This is a genomic window from Bradyrhizobium ontarionense, from assembly GCF_021088345.1.
GTDB lineage: Bacteria > Pseudomonadota > Alphaproteobacteria > Rhizobiales > Xanthobacteraceae > Bradyrhizobium > Bradyrhizobium ontarionense.
Genome location: NZ_CP088156.1, coordinates 4,893,101 through 4,906,544 on the forward strand (window position 1 = coordinate 4,893,101; position 13,444 = coordinate 4,906,544).

The 13,444-nt window shown below is 66.3% G+C and carries 13 protein-coding genes; 9 read left to right on the forward strand and 4 right to left on the reverse strand.

The features are described from left to right. The first annotated feature begins 42 nt into the window (after positions 1-42). The 9 genes from LQG66_RS21555 to LQG66_RS21595 all read left to right on the forward strand — a co-directional run bounded on the left by LQG66_RS21555 (position 43) and on the right by LQG66_RS21595 (position 8,650). Positions 43-1,332, forward strand: coding sequence for a glutamate-5-semialdehyde dehydrogenase (locus LQG66_RS21555; RefSeq protein WP_231317692.1), 1,290 nt, complete (start codon positions 43-45; stop codon positions 1,330-1,332). 77 nt (positions 1,333-1,409) lie between these two features. Then, a complete protein-coding gene (locus tag LQG66_RS21560) occupies positions 1,410-2,021 on the forward strand; it encodes a nicotinate-nucleotide adenylyltransferase (RefSeq protein ID WP_256460636.1) in 612 nt (203 codons plus the stop codon). Positions 2,022-2,346: 325 nt separating this feature from the next. Beyond that, entirely contained in the window at positions 2,347-2,703 is a 357-nt protein-coding gene (gene rsfS / locus LQG66_RS21565; protein WP_231317693.1) for a ribosome silencing factor, read from the forward strand. Between the two features lie 53 nt (positions 2,704-2,756). Next, positions 2,757-3,239 carry a 23S rRNA (pseudouridine(1915)-N(3))-methyltransferase RlmH gene (rlmH, locus tag LQG66_RS21570; protein ID WP_231327882.1) on the forward strand — a complete coding sequence of 161 codons (483 nt, stop codon included), beginning with the start codon at positions 2,757-2,759 and terminating at the stop codon, positions 3,237-3,239. A gap of 42 nt (positions 3,240-3,281) precedes the next feature. Further along, a complete protein-coding gene (locus LQG66_RS21575) occupies positions 3,282-4,652 on the forward strand; it encodes a murein hydrolase activator EnvC family protein (RefSeq protein ID WP_231317694.1) in 1,371 nt (456 codons plus the stop codon). Next, positions 4,649-6,004, forward strand: coding sequence for a S41 family peptidase (locus LQG66_RS21580; protein WP_231317695.1), 1,356 nt, complete (start codon positions 4,649-4,651; stop codon positions 6,002-6,004). Before LQG66_RS21575 ends, LQG66_RS21580 begins: the two co-directional genes overlap by 4 nt. 195 nt (positions 6,005-6,199) lie before the next feature. After that, positions 6,200-7,405, forward strand: coding sequence for a divergent polysaccharide deacetylase family protein (locus LQG66_RS21585; RefSeq protein WP_231317696.1), 1,206 nt, complete (start codon positions 6,200-6,202; stop codon positions 7,403-7,405). A 90-nt stretch (positions 7,406-7,495) separates the two neighbouring features. Then, a complete protein-coding gene (locus LQG66_RS21590; RefSeq protein WP_231317697.1) occupies positions 7,496-7,999 on the forward strand; it encodes an RNA pyrophosphohydrolase in 504 nt (167 codons plus the stop codon). A gap of 153 nt (positions 8,000-8,152) precedes the next feature. After that, complete coding sequence (locus LQG66_RS21595) at positions 8,153-8,650, forward strand: RNA pyrophosphohydrolase (RefSeq protein WP_231317698.1); 498 nt, start codon at positions 8,153-8,155, stop codon at positions 8,648-8,650. Here LQG66_RS21595 and LQG66_RS21600 read toward each other — a convergent pair whose 3' ends face one another. The 4 genes from LQG66_RS21600 to LQG66_RS21615 all read right to left on the reverse strand — a co-directional run bounded on the left by LQG66_RS21600 (position 8,651) and on the right by LQG66_RS21615 (position 13,420). Then, positions 8,651-10,309, reverse strand: coding sequence for an adenylate/guanylate cyclase domain-containing protein (locus LQG66_RS21600; RefSeq protein WP_231317699.1), 1,659 nt, complete (start codon positions 10,307-10,309; stop codon positions 8,651-8,653). A gap of 193 nt (positions 10,310-10,502) precedes the next feature. Continuing rightward, positions 10,503-10,910, reverse strand: coding sequence for a F0F1 ATP synthase subunit epsilon (locus tag LQG66_RS21605; RefSeq protein ID WP_231317700.1), 408 nt, complete (start codon positions 10,908-10,910; stop codon positions 10,503-10,505). A gap of 91 nt (positions 10,911-11,001) precedes the next feature. Next, entirely contained in the window at positions 11,002-12,444 is a 1,443-nt protein-coding gene (atpD, locus tag LQG66_RS21610; protein WP_231317701.1) for a F0F1 ATP synthase subunit beta, read from the reverse strand. A 97-nt stretch (positions 12,445-12,541) separates the two neighbouring features. Then, a complete protein-coding gene (locus LQG66_RS21615; RefSeq protein WP_231317702.1) occupies positions 12,542-13,420 on the reverse strand; it encodes a F0F1 ATP synthase subunit gamma in 879 nt (292 codons plus the stop codon). Between the last annotated feature and the right edge of the window lie 24 nt (positions 13,421-13,444).

Below are 13,444 nucleotides of genomic sequence, written 5' to 3' on the forward strand. Positions count from 1 at the left end.
TTCCATGCTAGAACATCACCTTAATTCAAGGTTGAAACGCCCATGACCGCGCCCCTGAAAGCCATCGACGGCAGCGCCGATCTGCCCGTGCTGATGAACGACCTCGCGCAGCAGGCGCGCGCCGCCGCGCGCGTGCTGTCGCTGGCGCCGGCCGAGCAGAAGAACCAGGCTCTGGAGGCGATGGAGCGGCTGATCCGCGATCGTTCCGATGCCATCATCGCGGCCAACGCCGAGGACGTCGCCGAGGCAAAAGCCGCCGGCATGACCTCATCCTTCCTCGACCGCCTCACCCTGACGCCCGGCCGGGTCGCCGCCATGGCCGACGGCGTCGCGGTCGTGCGTGGCGTCGCCGACCCCGTCGGCGTCGTCACCGAGAGCTGGCAGCGGCCGAACGGCATGACCATCGAGCGCGTCCGCGTGCCGCTCGGCGTCATCGCCGTGATCTTCGAAAGCCGTCCCAATGTGGCGGCCGATGCCGGCGTGCTGTGCCTGAAGTCCGGCAACGCGGTGATCCTACGCGGCGGCTCGGACTCGTTCCGCTCCTGCCGGGCGATCCATGAATGCCTGGTCGATGGACTGCGCGAAGCAGGCCTGCCGGACGCCGCGATCACGCTGGTGCCGACGCGCGACCGCGCGGCGGTCGGCCTGCTGCTCTCCGGCCTGAACGGCGGCGTCGATGTGATCGTGCCGCGCGGCGGCAAGAGCCTCGTCGCCCGCGTCGAGGCCGAGGCGCGGGTGCCGGTGTTCGCGCATCTCGAAGGCGTCAATCACGTCTATGTCGATGGCGCCGCCGATCTGGAAATGGCCAAAGCGATCGTGCTGAACGCCAAGATGCGCCGCACCGGCGTCTGCGGCGCGGCCGAGACGCTGCTGGTCGATCGCGCGAGCGCCGACAAGATCAAGCCGCTGGTCGACATGCTGATCGGCGCCGGATGCGAGGTTCGTGGCGATGCGGCCGTACGAGAGGCCGATGCGCGGGTGAAGCCGGCCAGCGACGAGGACTGGGACACCGAATATCTCGACGCCATCATCGCCGCCAAGGTGGTCGACGGTGTCGCGGGAGCGATCGCCCACATCCACGAGCACGGCTCGCACCACACCGATGCGATCGTCACCGAGGACAATGTCGTAGCCGACAAGTTCCTCAACGAAGTCGACTCGGCAATCGTGCTGCACAATGCCTCGACCCAGTTCGCCGACGGCGGCGAGTTCGGCTTTGGCGCAGAAATCGGCATCGCCACCGGCAAGTTCCATGCACGCGGCCCGGTCGGCGTCGAGCAGCTGACGAGCTTCAAATACCGGATTCACGGCACCGGGCAGACGCGACCATGATCGCTGCACCCCGTGGTTGAGTTGCGCGGGCCGCAAGCGGGGCAGCCGTGACCGACGCCACAGCCTCGCGCCAAGCGATCCGCCAGGCGCTGCCGCCCTACAGCGATGGCATGCGCATCGGCCTGCTCGGCGGCTCCTTCAATCCGCCCCATCAGGCGCACCGCGCGATCAGCCTGTTTGCGCTGAAGCGGCTGCAACTCGATCGCGTGTGGTGGCTGGTGACGCCGGGAAATCCGCTCAAGAACAATGGCGAACTGCATGCGCTTGCCGAACGCGCGGAGGCGGCCCGCAAAGTCGCGGCCGATCCGCGCATCGAGATCAGCTGTCTCGAATCCGTCATCGGCACCCGATACACTGCCGACACGATCGATTATCTGCGCCGGCGCGCCTCCCGCCTGCGCTTCGTGTGGATCATGGGCGCCGACAATCTCGCGCAGTTCCATCGCTGGCAGAAGTGGCAGCACATCGCGGCCCAGGTTCCCATGGCCGTCGTCGATCGTCCGCCCCGCAGCTTCCGCGCTCTGAACGCACCTGCGGCACGGGCGCTGGCCCGCTATCGCATCCCCGAGGCGGACGCCAGCCGCCTTGCGGACCGGACCGCTCCCGCCTGGGTCTACCTGACCGGCCTCAAATTGAGCCTGTCCTCGACCGGGCTGAGGAACCCGGACGGCAGCTGGAAGTCGTTTTGAGATGCATCGCGCGGGCTGCTGCGTCCAGGCGGCATTGGATGTGCATGGAACTTGCTGCCCCGCCACGGTCCGAGACGGGTCGGTCGAGACGTCGGACCGGACAACCGGGGGTACTGGATTGTTGAAACCGTTAACCCCACATGCCTAGTATGGTCAGCAGGTCCGGATTCGGCCTGCGATACAGTGAAAGGAATGGTCCCTGACCACATCTGTATTGTCCCAGTCGGCCTTGCCCAAGACGCCCAAGGCAGCGACTTCAAAGGCAACGACTTCCAAGTCAACGACTGCCACGTCGGCGCGTAAGACTTCGAGCCAAGATGCGGCCTTGCAGGCGCAACCCGACGCCGACAAGACCCTGCGCACGATCCTCTCCCGCCTCGAGGACATGAAGGCGGAGGAGACGCTCACCATCGACCTTCACGGCAAATCGGCCTATTCCGACTACATGGTCATCACCACGGGCCGCTCGAACCGGCACGTCGGATCGATCGCGGAAAACGTCGCCAAAGGCCTGAAGGAAGCCGGCATCAAGACCATCCATGTCGAGGGCTTGCCCAATTGCGACTGGGTGTTGATCGATTCCGGCGACGTGATCGTGCACGTGTTCAGACCCGAGGTCCGCGAGTTCTACAACCTCGAACGGTTGTGGACGCAAGGGCCGAAGCCGGCGAAGACGGTGTAGGCACGAGGCGGCAATCGCTGCGAATCGCCTGGCGCGCGTGCTAGTGCGTGCGGATGCGCGTTGTCGTGGTCGCCGTCGGTCGATTGAAGCAGGGTCCCGAGCGAGAGCTTGCGGAGCGCTACCGTGAGCGCTTCGATGACCTCGGCCGCAAGCTCGGCTTTCGCAGCCTCGATATCCATGAACTTCCAGAAAGCCGCGCGCGCGACGCCGTGACCCGGATGGCCGAGGAGGCGGCGGCGATCGCTGCCGTGATCCCGGAGAGATCCGTGCTCGTCTGTCTCGACGAGCGTGGCCAGAACGTCGACAGCACAACCTTTGCGGGTCATCTCGGACGGTGGCGTGACGAGGGCGTTCCGGCCACGGTCTTCGTGATCGGCGGCACCGACGGACTTTCGCCGGAATTCCGGCGCAGAGCCAAGCTCGGGGTTGCGTTTGGGGCTGCGACTTGGCCGCACCAGATCGTCCGCGTCCTGCTGCTCGAGCAGCTTTACCGTACCGCTACAATCCTGGCAGGGCACCCCTATCACCGCGCTTGAATCGCTTGAACTACGGACGACGGGAGCACATTAAGGACTTCAATGTTCGCTGCGCGGCCCATTCCTCGTTCCTCACGCACGGTCCGCAGCGGCCGGCCTTGCCGCGCGTCGCTGATCGCGTTGCTGATGGTTCTTCACGGTCTTCCGGCGACGGCCCAGACCGGATTACGCCCCTCGATCGCCGGTACCACCTCACCGACGCCCGCAACTCCCGAGCAGCTCAAGCAACGCGAGCAGGAGCTCGAGGCAGCCCGCGCGGCGCAGAAGGCTGCAGCGGAAGCGCAGGAGCGCCTGAAGGCCGACATCGCCACGCTCGGCGAGGATCGCGGCAAGCTCAATCAGCAGCTGATCGACGTCGCCGCGCAGGTGCGCAGCGTCGAAGTCCGCGTCGGCGAAGCGGAAACGCGGCTGCGCGGGCTCGATGGCCGCGAGCAGGATCTGCGCAGCTCGCTGGAATCGCGCCGCGCAGAGGTCGTCGAGGTGCTGGCGGCCCTGCAGCGCGCCGGCCGCCGCACGCCGCCCGCGCTGCTTGTCAGGCCGGAAGACGCGCTGCAGTCACTGCGTACCGCCATGCTGCTGGGCTCGGTGATCCCCGAGATGCGCGGTCGCGCCGAGAAGCTCTCGACCGATCTCGGTGAGCTCGTCGCGATCCGCAAGACCATTGCGACCGAGCGCGACAAGCTCGCCACCGACCGCGACAAGCTGCGGAGCGATCAGACCCGCCTCGCCGCGCTGGTGGAAGAACGCCAGCGCAAGCAGGCCTCGGCCGAGAAGGACATGGAAGCCGAGAGCGCCCGCGCCGTGGTCCTGGCCCAGCAGATCGATTCCCTGCAGGGGTTGATTACGACCATGGAGCTCGACCTCAAGAGCGCGGCCAAGGCGGCATCGACCGCCAGCCTGCAGGGCGTTCCCATCAACAGCAGGCCCGACGCGAACGCGCTGCGTAATCCCGGCCGCAAGGCGCCGGCGATTGCTTTCGCCTCGACGAAGGGTATGCTGGCCTTCCCTGTCAACGGCACCAAGATTCGCGAATTCGGCGCATCGGACGGTGCCGGCGGCGCCGATAAAGGCATTTCTTTGGCGGTGCGGGCGGGGGCCCAGGTCACAACCCCGTGTGATGGCTGGGTTGTGTATGCCGGTCCCTTCCGCAGCTACGGACAACTCTTGATCCTCAACGCCGGGGGCGGGTATCATGTCTTGATCGCCGGGATGGAGCGCATTTCCGTCAACATCGGGCAGTTTGTTCAGACGGGCGAGCCGGTCGCGACCATGGGTACGACCTCCCAGGTTGCGTCCATTCTCGCCACCAATGTGAGTCAACCAGTGCTCTATGTCGAGTTCCGCAAGGACGGCACTCCAATCGATCCAGGCCCATGGTGGGCCGCAAATGAAGGCGAAAAGGTACGCGGATGATGCGTAAGACTTCGGTAATTCTCCTGAGTGCGGCCACCGGTGCGGCATTGACGCTGTTCGTGACGCAACCGCGCGCGGTGTTGATGGGATCGACCGCGCGCGCCGCGACCGCCGATACCTATCGCCAGCTCAATCTGTTCGGCGACGTCTTCGAGCGGGTCCGTAGCGACTACGTCGAGAAGCCCGACGACTCCAAGCTCGTCGAATCCGCGATCAGCGGCATGCTGTCCGGCCTCGATCCGCATTCGAGCTACATGGATGCGAAGAGCTTCCGCGACATGCAGGTGCAGACCCGCGGCGAGTTCGGCGGGCTCGGCATCGAAGTCACGATGGAAGACGGCCTGATCAAGGTGGTGTCGCCGATCGACGACACGCCGGCCTCGAAGGCAGGCATCCAGGCCAACGACATCATCACCAATCTCGACGACGAAGCCGTGCAGGGCCTGACCCTCAACCAGGCCGTCGAGAAGATGCGCGGCCCGGTCGGCACCAAGATCAAGCTGAAGGTGGTGCGCAAGGGCGCCGACAATCCGCTCGACGTCACGCTGACGCGCGACAACATCCGTGTCCGCTCGGTGCGCTCGCGCACGGAGAGCGACGACATCGCCTATATCCGCATCACCACCTTCAACGAGCAGACCACCGAGGGCCTGAAGAAGAGCATCGCCGATCTGCAGACCCAGATCGGGGACAAGCTGAAGGGCTACGTCATCGACCTGCGCAACAATCCGGGAGGCCTGCTCGAAGAGGCCGTCACGGTGTCCGACGCGTTCCTGGAGCGCGGCGAGATCGTTTCCACCCGCGGCCGCAATGCCGAGGAGACGCAGCGCCGTGCCGCGCATGCCGGGGACCTCACAAAGGGCAAGCCGGTCATCGTGCTGGTCAACGGTGGCTCGGCGTCCGCCTCGGAGATCGTGGCGGGCGCGTTGCAGGACCACAAGCGCGCCACGCTGGTCGGCACCCGCTCGTTCGGCAAGGGCTCGGTGCAGACCATCATCCCGCTCGGCGCCGGCAATGGCGCCCTGCGCCTGACCACCGCGCGCTACTACACGCCGTCGGGTCGCTCGATTCAGGCCAAGGGCATCGTTCCGGACATCGAGGTGCTGCAGGACGTGCCGGAGGAGCTGAAGTCGCGCACCGACACCAAGGGCGAGGCTTCGCTGCGCGGCCATCTGAAGAACGACGGCGACGAGAAGACCGGCTCGCAGTCCTACGTGCCGCCGGATGCCAAGGACGACAAGGCGCTCAAGCTGGCGGCCGACCTGCTGCACGGCATCAAGAACAGCGCCAACACCCCGGCGCCAACCGACAAGGCCGCGGCTGACAAGCCGGCCACCAAGGCCGCGAACTAGCGCGGCAGGCGGCAGAACGGCGACATCAGGTTCAAGGGCGGCCCCAGGGCCGCCCTTTTTTCTTTTCGAGATCCGTTTCTTTTGCGGGATCCGCGCCGCGTCACCCGGATCCCGCGATCTACGGGCTTGCGGACACCGCCCCTGCGCCCGAATCCCGGCCGTGGTATCGTCGATCCGATTGATTCGGGAATTTCGATGACAGAGACGGCCGACGAACTGAGCGCTCCGCTCGGACAGACGGAGAAGCGTCGCAGGCGCCGACTTCGGTTCCCTTTCACGGCCCTGCAGGCGCTGGCCGTGCTGCTCGGCCTGTTCCTGGTGGCATTCGCCGGCTTTGCGATGTTCAGCGACAATCCGCTGGGCGGCGAGCCGGTCGCCCGGGTCGCGATCAACGACGGGACCAAGCCGGACGACAAGGCGGCGGCAAAACCCGACGCAAAAGCCGAGCACGGCCCCGCTCCGGCGGCCAAGCAGGAGGGCGGCGAGCGCAAGACCATCACCATCATCGATGGCTCCAGCGGTGCACGCCAGGAGGTTGCGATCGGCGCGGGCGGAAGCGAGACGTCCGACCAGGGATCCGCCGCGCCAACCACCGCCATGACCGGCGTCGACCCACGGCTGCTGGAGAAATCGCGCTACGGCATGATCCCGGTGGCCGCAGACGGCCTGAAACCGTTCACGGCGTATGCAGCCGATGCCGACCGCGCCAAGGCGGCACGGATGCCGGCGGTCGCGATCGTCATCGGCGGCCTCGGCGTCGGCGCCGCCAAGACGGTCGATGCGATCATGAAGCTGCCGCCGGCGGTGACGCTGGCCTTCACGCCCTATGGCTCGGATCCCACCAAGCTCGCTGAGCGGGCCCGCGCGCAGCGTCACGAAATCCTGCTGCAGGTGCCGATGGAGCCCTACGACTATCCCGACAACGATCCGGGGCCGCAGACGCTGCTCGCAACCCTGGGGCCCGACCAGAACGTCGACCGGCTGTTCTGGCACATGAGCCGGCTGCAGGGTTACGTCGGCATCGGCAACTTCATGGGCGCGCGGTTCGTCGCGACCGAGGCGGCGATGCAGCCGGTGGTGAACGAGGCCGCCAAACGCGGGCTCGCATTGTTCGACGATGGCGCCGCACCGCGCAGCGTGGCGGCGTCGCTGGCGACGGGACGGGCGGTGCCGTTCGCCAAGGGCGACGTCGCCATCGACGCGGTGCCGACCCCGGTCGAGATCGACAGCGCGCTGGCCAAGCTCGAGAGCCTGGCCAAGGAGCGCGGCGTCGCGGTCGGCACGGCATCGGCGCTGCCGGTCTCGATCGATCGCATCGGTACCTGGATCAAGGGGCTTGATCGCAAGGGCATTCTGCTCGTGCCATTGACAACCGCGATGCTGAAATCAAAATCGAACTGAACGCGCGCCGCCGGCCTTGCCGGTTGACGCGACAGCGTGAGGCCTTGGCGCAGCGAGGCGCGAGGGCAACGCAGGAAGGGCCGAGACCGGATGACGCGCTACGAGGACCTGCCCTACCGCACCTGCGTCGGCATCACGCTGATCAACCCGGAGGGGCGGGTTTTCATCGGTCGCCGTGCCGGCGGGATCGAGCATGTCGACGACACCCACGTCTGGCAGATGCCGCAAGGCGGCGTCGATCCCGGTGAGGATGCCTGGGAAGCCGCCAAGCGCGAGCTCTATGAAGAGACCAGCGTACGCTCCGTCGAGAAGCTCGCCGAGATCGGCGACTGGCTGACCTACGACATCCCGCGGACTGTCGCGGGCCGTGCCTGGAAGGGCCGCTATCGCGGCCAGCGCCAGAAATGGTTCGCGCTGCGTTTCACCGGCACTGACACCGAGATCGACGTCGAGCACCCCGGCGGCGGCCACAAGGCCGAGTTCATCAGCTGGCGCTGGGAGCCGATGAAGAACCTGCCGGGTCTGATCGTGCCGTTCAAGCGTCCGGTCTATGAGCGCGTCGTGAAAGAATTTGCCTCGCTCGCCGGCAGCTGATCCGCCTTTCCGGCTCCGAGAGGACGCTTCGGCCAGTCCATCCCGTCGCGCATGGGATGCTGCGCATGGACTGCAGAGAATCCCTGCAGATCCGTCGCGACAACGCCGTCACGATGCGTTGCAATGCGATTCGCAAAGTCAACGGATGCGAGCATGACCGAAACCAGACCCTATCGGCCGAATGTCGGCATCGCTCTGCTCAATGCCGAAGGCCTCGTGTTTCTGGGGCGTCGTTTTCGCGACGACGGGCCGGAGATCATCCTGCCCGGCCTCGAATGGCAGATGCCACAGGGCGGCGTCGATGCGGGCGAGGACCTGCAGGCGGCTGCGAGGCGCGAGCTATGGGAGGAGACCGGCATTCGGGATGCCGATATTCTCGGCGAGAGCGGTTGGCTCACCTATGAATTCCCGCCGTTCGAAGATCCCAACCATCGGCTCGCGCACTTTCGCGGCCAGCGCCAGAAATGGTTCGCGATGCGCTTCAAGGGGCGCGAAGCCGACATCGATCCGGTGACGCCGCGCAACGGCCAGCCGGCCGAGTTCGACGCCTGGCGCTGGGAGCGGCTGGAGCGTGTGCCGGATCTCGTGGTGCCGTTTCGCCGCGAGGTCTATCGCGCCGTGGCGCAGGCTTTCGTGATGTTTGCAGCCTGATCAGTTCGGCTCGACCGTGAACGGGCCGATCGCGATGACGCGGCAGTCGGTGTCCTGGGTGGAGCAATCGGCCAGCGCCCCGCCGATCGCCGTTTCCTCGCGGTCGCCGTTCAGCCCGAAGCCCGGATGGCCGGCCGTCCCGACCGCGACCGCATTCCAGCCCGAGGGAGAAGCGGCCAAGCGGCGCACGACCTCGTCGCGCGCCTCGGCGGCGATCGCGGGATGGCTGGCGGCGTGGAAGAAGCCAGTGGCCTTCATCACGGTCGGCACCGGCACCACGAACGCATCATCCAGCGCGACGATCATGCAAGCGGTTCCGGCCTGGGCACCGCAGGCCTCGAGATTGCGCCGAACCACGTCGTCGACGAGGTCACCACCGGAGCTGAAGAAGAACTGCCCGCCGGGGCCGAGCGCGACCGCCTTGGACCTCCGCCCGGAACCGTAATTCGCCTCGAGCTTGGCGCGGCCGGCATCATGCACCAGCGGCATTTCAGCCGCGCTGAAGGCGCGCTCGGTCGCGGGATCGTGCCGCACCCATGGCAGCGGCGGCAGCGGCGGCTTGCTGTGCGGATAGACGACGCTGTCATCGATGGCGTAGAGCTCACACTTCCGCGGGCCGTTCGAGGTCTCCGCCCGCTGCTGACACTGCTCCAGCGCGGCCGACTTGGCGGCCTCTTCGGTGGGCTGTCCGGTCACATAGGCACTGACGCCGTTGATCGTGGTCGCGAACGCCTTGTGCGCTTGAGCCGGCACGTAGTCCCGTGCCAGCGCGATCCGGGTCCGTTCGCTCACGAACGGCACCGCCTCGGGCGCGAATTTTTCGACAGCGATCGAAGATGATGACGGGGCCGGCGTCGGCTGCGCCAACTGCTGCGGCGTGCCGGGCTGCGCAGCCGTCGGCCCGGCCGGCGGTGATGTGGTCGGGGTCGGCGAGGCGGGCGCGGCCGACAGCCGGGCCAGCGCCTCCGATGCCGCCTTGGCGGCATCAGCATCGTGACGCTGGGAGCCAGCTCCACTCAGATTCAGAGAGAGAGCGACCGCTCCGCCGATCAATGCGAACACGACGACGGCGGCTGTCTGCCTCCAGATCCTGGCGCGCGTGGCGCCCGACGGTGCGGCCTTCTCCGTGGCGTAGGTGCCGTCCTCGCGGCGCATCGCCACCCGATAGGCATGCACCGGCGTCGGGATGTTCTTGACCTCCCGCGGACCCATGTCGGCGAACTGCACCGACAGCTTGTTGGCAACCTGTTCGTGCACCGCGCGCGAGATACAGATGCCGCCGACATCCGCGAGCCCCTCGAGGCGCGCGGCGATGTTGACCCCGTCGCCGAGCAGGTCGCCGTCGCGCTCGACGACGTCGCCGATCGTAATGCCGATCCGGTAGCTCATCTGGCGGCTCGGCGGATAGGCCATATTGCGCGTGCGCAGGCTTTCCTGGATGTCGATCGCGCAACGTACCGCTTCAACCGCGCTCGGGAATTCCGCCATCACTGCATCGCCGGCGGTGTTGAAGATGCGGCCGCCGGCGCGCGCGATGAAATCGTCGACGACTTCGCGGTAAGCCTCGAGACGCCGCAACGTCTCTTCTTCATCTTCCGCGACGAGGCGCGAATAGCCGGCGATGTCGGCCGCAAAAATCGCCGCGATCTTACGCTTCATGACGATCCGCCCTGCCACCCGATCACGCCCGCTCGAACGGCCGGGAGCATGCCGTTGGATCGGCATCGGCGCAACCGGCTTCACTGCAGTAGTCGCCCTGCCGCGCCAAGCGTTCGACCTCACATACGAAAATGGCCGGGCTGAGCCCGGCCATTCGTGAAACTGACGGCGGAACGGCGGCGACGCGCCGGTCTCAATGCAGCGCCGTGCTGTTGAGCTGCTGCTGGATCGTCTTGAAGTGATCGAGCCGCTCGATGGCGCGATCGAGCTCGTTGCCCTGCTTCTCGTTCAGCTTGGATTCCATGCCGGCGATCTCGGCCGCGAAAGCCGCCTGATCGACATCCTTCAGCGACGTCGCGACGTCGGCCAGAACCGTCAGGCCCTTCTCCGAGATCTCGGCAAGGCCTCCGAGCACGATGATCTTCTGCTGTGATCCGCCTGATGTCACGGTCAGGATGCCCGGCCGCAGCGTGGCAACGAACGGGGCATGTCCGGCGAGCACGCCGAAATCACCCTCCTGCCCCGGCACGTCGACCTGATCGACCTCGCCCGAGAAGGCGATCTTTTCCGGCGAGACGAGATCGAAATGGAAAGTTGCCATGAGAAATACCTGCGAATAGCGAGTAGCGAATAGCGAGTGGGGGAAGAAGTAGCGGATAGACCCTATTCGCTACTCCCTATTCGCCATTCGCTCAGGCGGCTTCCGCCGCCAGCTTCTTGCCCTTCTCGACCGCCTCATCGATGTTGCCGACCATGTAGAAGGCGGCCTCCGGCAGGTGGTCGTACTTGCCTTCACACAGGCCCTTGAAGCCCTTGATGGTGTCGGCGAGGTCGACGAACTTGCCGGGCGAGCCGGTGAAGATTTCGGCGACGTGGAACGGCTGCGACAGGAAGCGCTCGATCTTGCGGGCGCGGGCCACCGTCAGCTTGTCCTCTTCCGAGAGCTCGTCCATGCCGAGAATGGCGATGATGTCCTGCAGCGACTTGTAGCGCTGCAGGATCTGCTGGACCTGGCGCGCGGTCTCGTAATGCTCCTGGCCGACAACCAGCGGCGACAGCATGCGCGAGGTCGAGTCGAGCGGGTCCACGGCGGGATAAATGCCCTTTTCCGAGATCGCGCGATTCAGCACCGTGGTGGCGTCCAAGTGGGCGAACGAGGTGGCCGGCGCCGGGTCGGTCAAGTCGTCGGCCGGCACGTAGATCGCCTGCACCGAGGTGATCGAGCCCTTGTTGGTGGTGGTGATGCGCTCCTGCAGCGCGCCCATGTCGGTGGCGAGCGTCGGCTGATAGCCCACGGCCGAAGGAATACGGCCGAGCAGCGCCGACACTTCCGAGCCCGCCTGGGTGAAGCGGAAGATGTTGTCGACGAAGAACAGCACGTCCTGGCCCTGGTCGCGGAAGTGCTCGGCGACCGTCAGACCGGTGAGGCCGACGCGGGCGCGGGCGCCGGGCGGTTCGTTCATCTGGCCGAACACCAGCGCGCACTTCGACTTGACGCTCGGATCCGGATTGTGCGGATCGGCATTGACCTTGGATTCGATGAACTCGTGATAGAGGTCGTTGCCTTCGCGGGTCCGCTCGCCGACGCCGGCGAACACGGAGTAACCGCCGTGCGCCTTGGCGACGTTGTTGATCAGTTCCTGGATCAGCACGGTCTTGCCGACGCCGGCGCCGCCGAACAGGCCGATCTTGCCGCCCTTGGCGTAGGGAGCCAGGAGGTCGACGACCTTGATGCCGGTGACGAGGATTTCGGCTTCGGTCGACTGGTCGGTGTAGCTCGGTGCGTCCGCGTGGATCGGCCGCAGGCCTTCCGCCTGCACCGGGCCGGCTTCGTCGATCGGCTCGCCGATCACGTTCATGATGCGGCCGAGCGTGCCGACGCCGACCGGCACCTGGATCGGCGAACCGGTATCGGTCACCTCCTGGCCGCGGACCAGGCCTTCGGTGGTGTCCATCGCGATCGTGCGCACGGTCGACTCGCCGAGATGCTGGGCAACCTCGAGCACGAGGCGGTTGCCGCCGTTCTTGGTCTCGATGGCGTTGAGAATCGCCGGGAGGTGACCTTCGAACTGGACGTCGACGACGGCGCCGATGACCTGGGTGATGCGACCGATCTGGTTGGCTGCAGTAGCCATTGAATCTCTCTCCTTACGATCCGTATACGAGACCACGGTCGGGTCGACCGGGATGGTGTCCTTGGGTAGCGTTTCGACGAAACGCCGCGCGATCCGACTAGACCGCCTCGGCGCCCGAAATGATTTCGATCAGTTCCTTGGTGATCATCGCCTGACGCGTGCGGTTGTAGATCAGCGTCTGCTTGCGGATCATCTCGCCGGCATTGCGGGTGGCGTTGTCCATGGCCGACATCTGCGCGCCGTAGAACGACGCGTTGTTCTCCAGCAGCGCACGGAAGATCTGCACGGCGAGATTGCGCGGCAGGAGCCCGGCCAGGATCTCGTCCTCTTCCGGCTCATATTCGTAAGGCGCCAGCGGCGCCGCATTGGCGGGCCGCGCCTCGACCACCAGCGGAATGATCTGCTGAGCGGTCGGGATCTGCGCGATCACCGAGCGGAAGCGCGAATAGAACAGCGTGCAGACATCGAACTCGCCGGCCTCGAAGCGGGCGATCACCTTCTTGGCGATGTCGTCGGCGTTGGAGAAGCCGATCTGGCGCACCGAGCGCAGGTCGAGATGCTCGACGATCTGCTTGTCGAACAGGCGACGCAACTGCTCGTAGCCCTTGCGGCCGACGCAGAAGAATTTCACTTCCTTGCCCTGGTTCATCAGGGCCAGGGCGCGCTCGCGCGCCAGGCGCACGATCGAGGAGTTGAACGCGCCGGACAGGCCGCGCTCGCCGGTGCACACCAGCAGCAGATGCACCTGGTCGCGCCCCGTTCCCGCGAGCAGCTTCGGCCCACCTTCGGAGGCGATGGTGGCGCTCGCAATGTTGGAAATCACGGCGTCCATTTTCTCGGCATAGGGACGCGCCGCCTCGGCCGCCAGCTGCGCGCGGCGCAGCTTGGAGGCCGCGACCATCTGCATGGCCTTGGTGATCTTTTGCGTCGCCTTGGTCGAGGCGATGCGGACCCGCATGTCTTTCAGTGACGCCATCGTTCGTCGAGCTCACCCCGGCGG

What these genes read in the sequence shown, in the direction of transcription:
- LQG66_RS21555 (WP_231317692.1), top strand. Translation starts at nt 43, where the DNA reads ATGACCGCGCCCCTGAAAGCCATCGACGGCAGCGCCGATCTGCCCGTG.
- rlmH (WP_231327882.1), top strand. Translation starts at nt 2,757, where the DNA reads ATGCGCGTTGTCGTGGTCGCCGTCGGTCGATTGAAGCAGGGTCCCGAG.
- LQG66_RS21575 (WP_231317694.1), top strand. Translation starts at nt 3,282, where the DNA reads ATGTTCGCTGCGCGGCCCATTCCTCGTTCCTCACGCACGGTCCGCAGC.
- LQG66_RS21580 (WP_231317695.1), top strand. Translation starts at nt 4,649, where the DNA reads ATGATGCGTAAGACTTCGGTAATTCTCCTGAGTGCGGCCACCGGTGCG.
- LQG66_RS21585 (WP_231317696.1), top strand. Translation starts at nt 6,200, where the DNA reads ATGACAGAGACGGCCGACGAACTGAGCGCTCCGCTCGGACAGACGGAG.
- LQG66_RS21590 (WP_231317697.1), top strand. Translation starts at nt 7,496, where the DNA reads ATGACGCGCTACGAGGACCTGCCCTACCGCACCTGCGTCGGCATCACG.
- LQG66_RS21595 (WP_231317698.1), top strand. Translation starts at nt 8,153, where the DNA reads ATGACCGAAACCAGACCCTATCGGCCGAATGTCGGCATCGCTCTGCTC.
- LQG66_RS21600 (WP_231317699.1), bottom strand. Translation starts at nt 10,309, where the DNA reads ATGAAGCGTAAGATCGCGGCGATTTTTGCGGCCGACATCGCCGGCTAT.
- LQG66_RS21605 (WP_231317700.1), bottom strand. Translation starts at nt 10,910, where the DNA reads ATGGCAACTTTCCATTTCGATCTCGTCTCGCCGGAAAAGATCGCCTTC.
- atpD (WP_231317701.1), bottom strand. Translation starts at nt 12,444, where the DNA reads ATGGCTACTGCAGCCAACCAGATCGGTCGCATCACCCAGGTCATCGGC.
- LQG66_RS21615 (WP_231317702.1), bottom strand. Translation starts at nt 13,420, where the DNA reads ATGGCGTCACTGAAAGACATGCGGGTCCGCATCGCCTCGACCAAGGCG.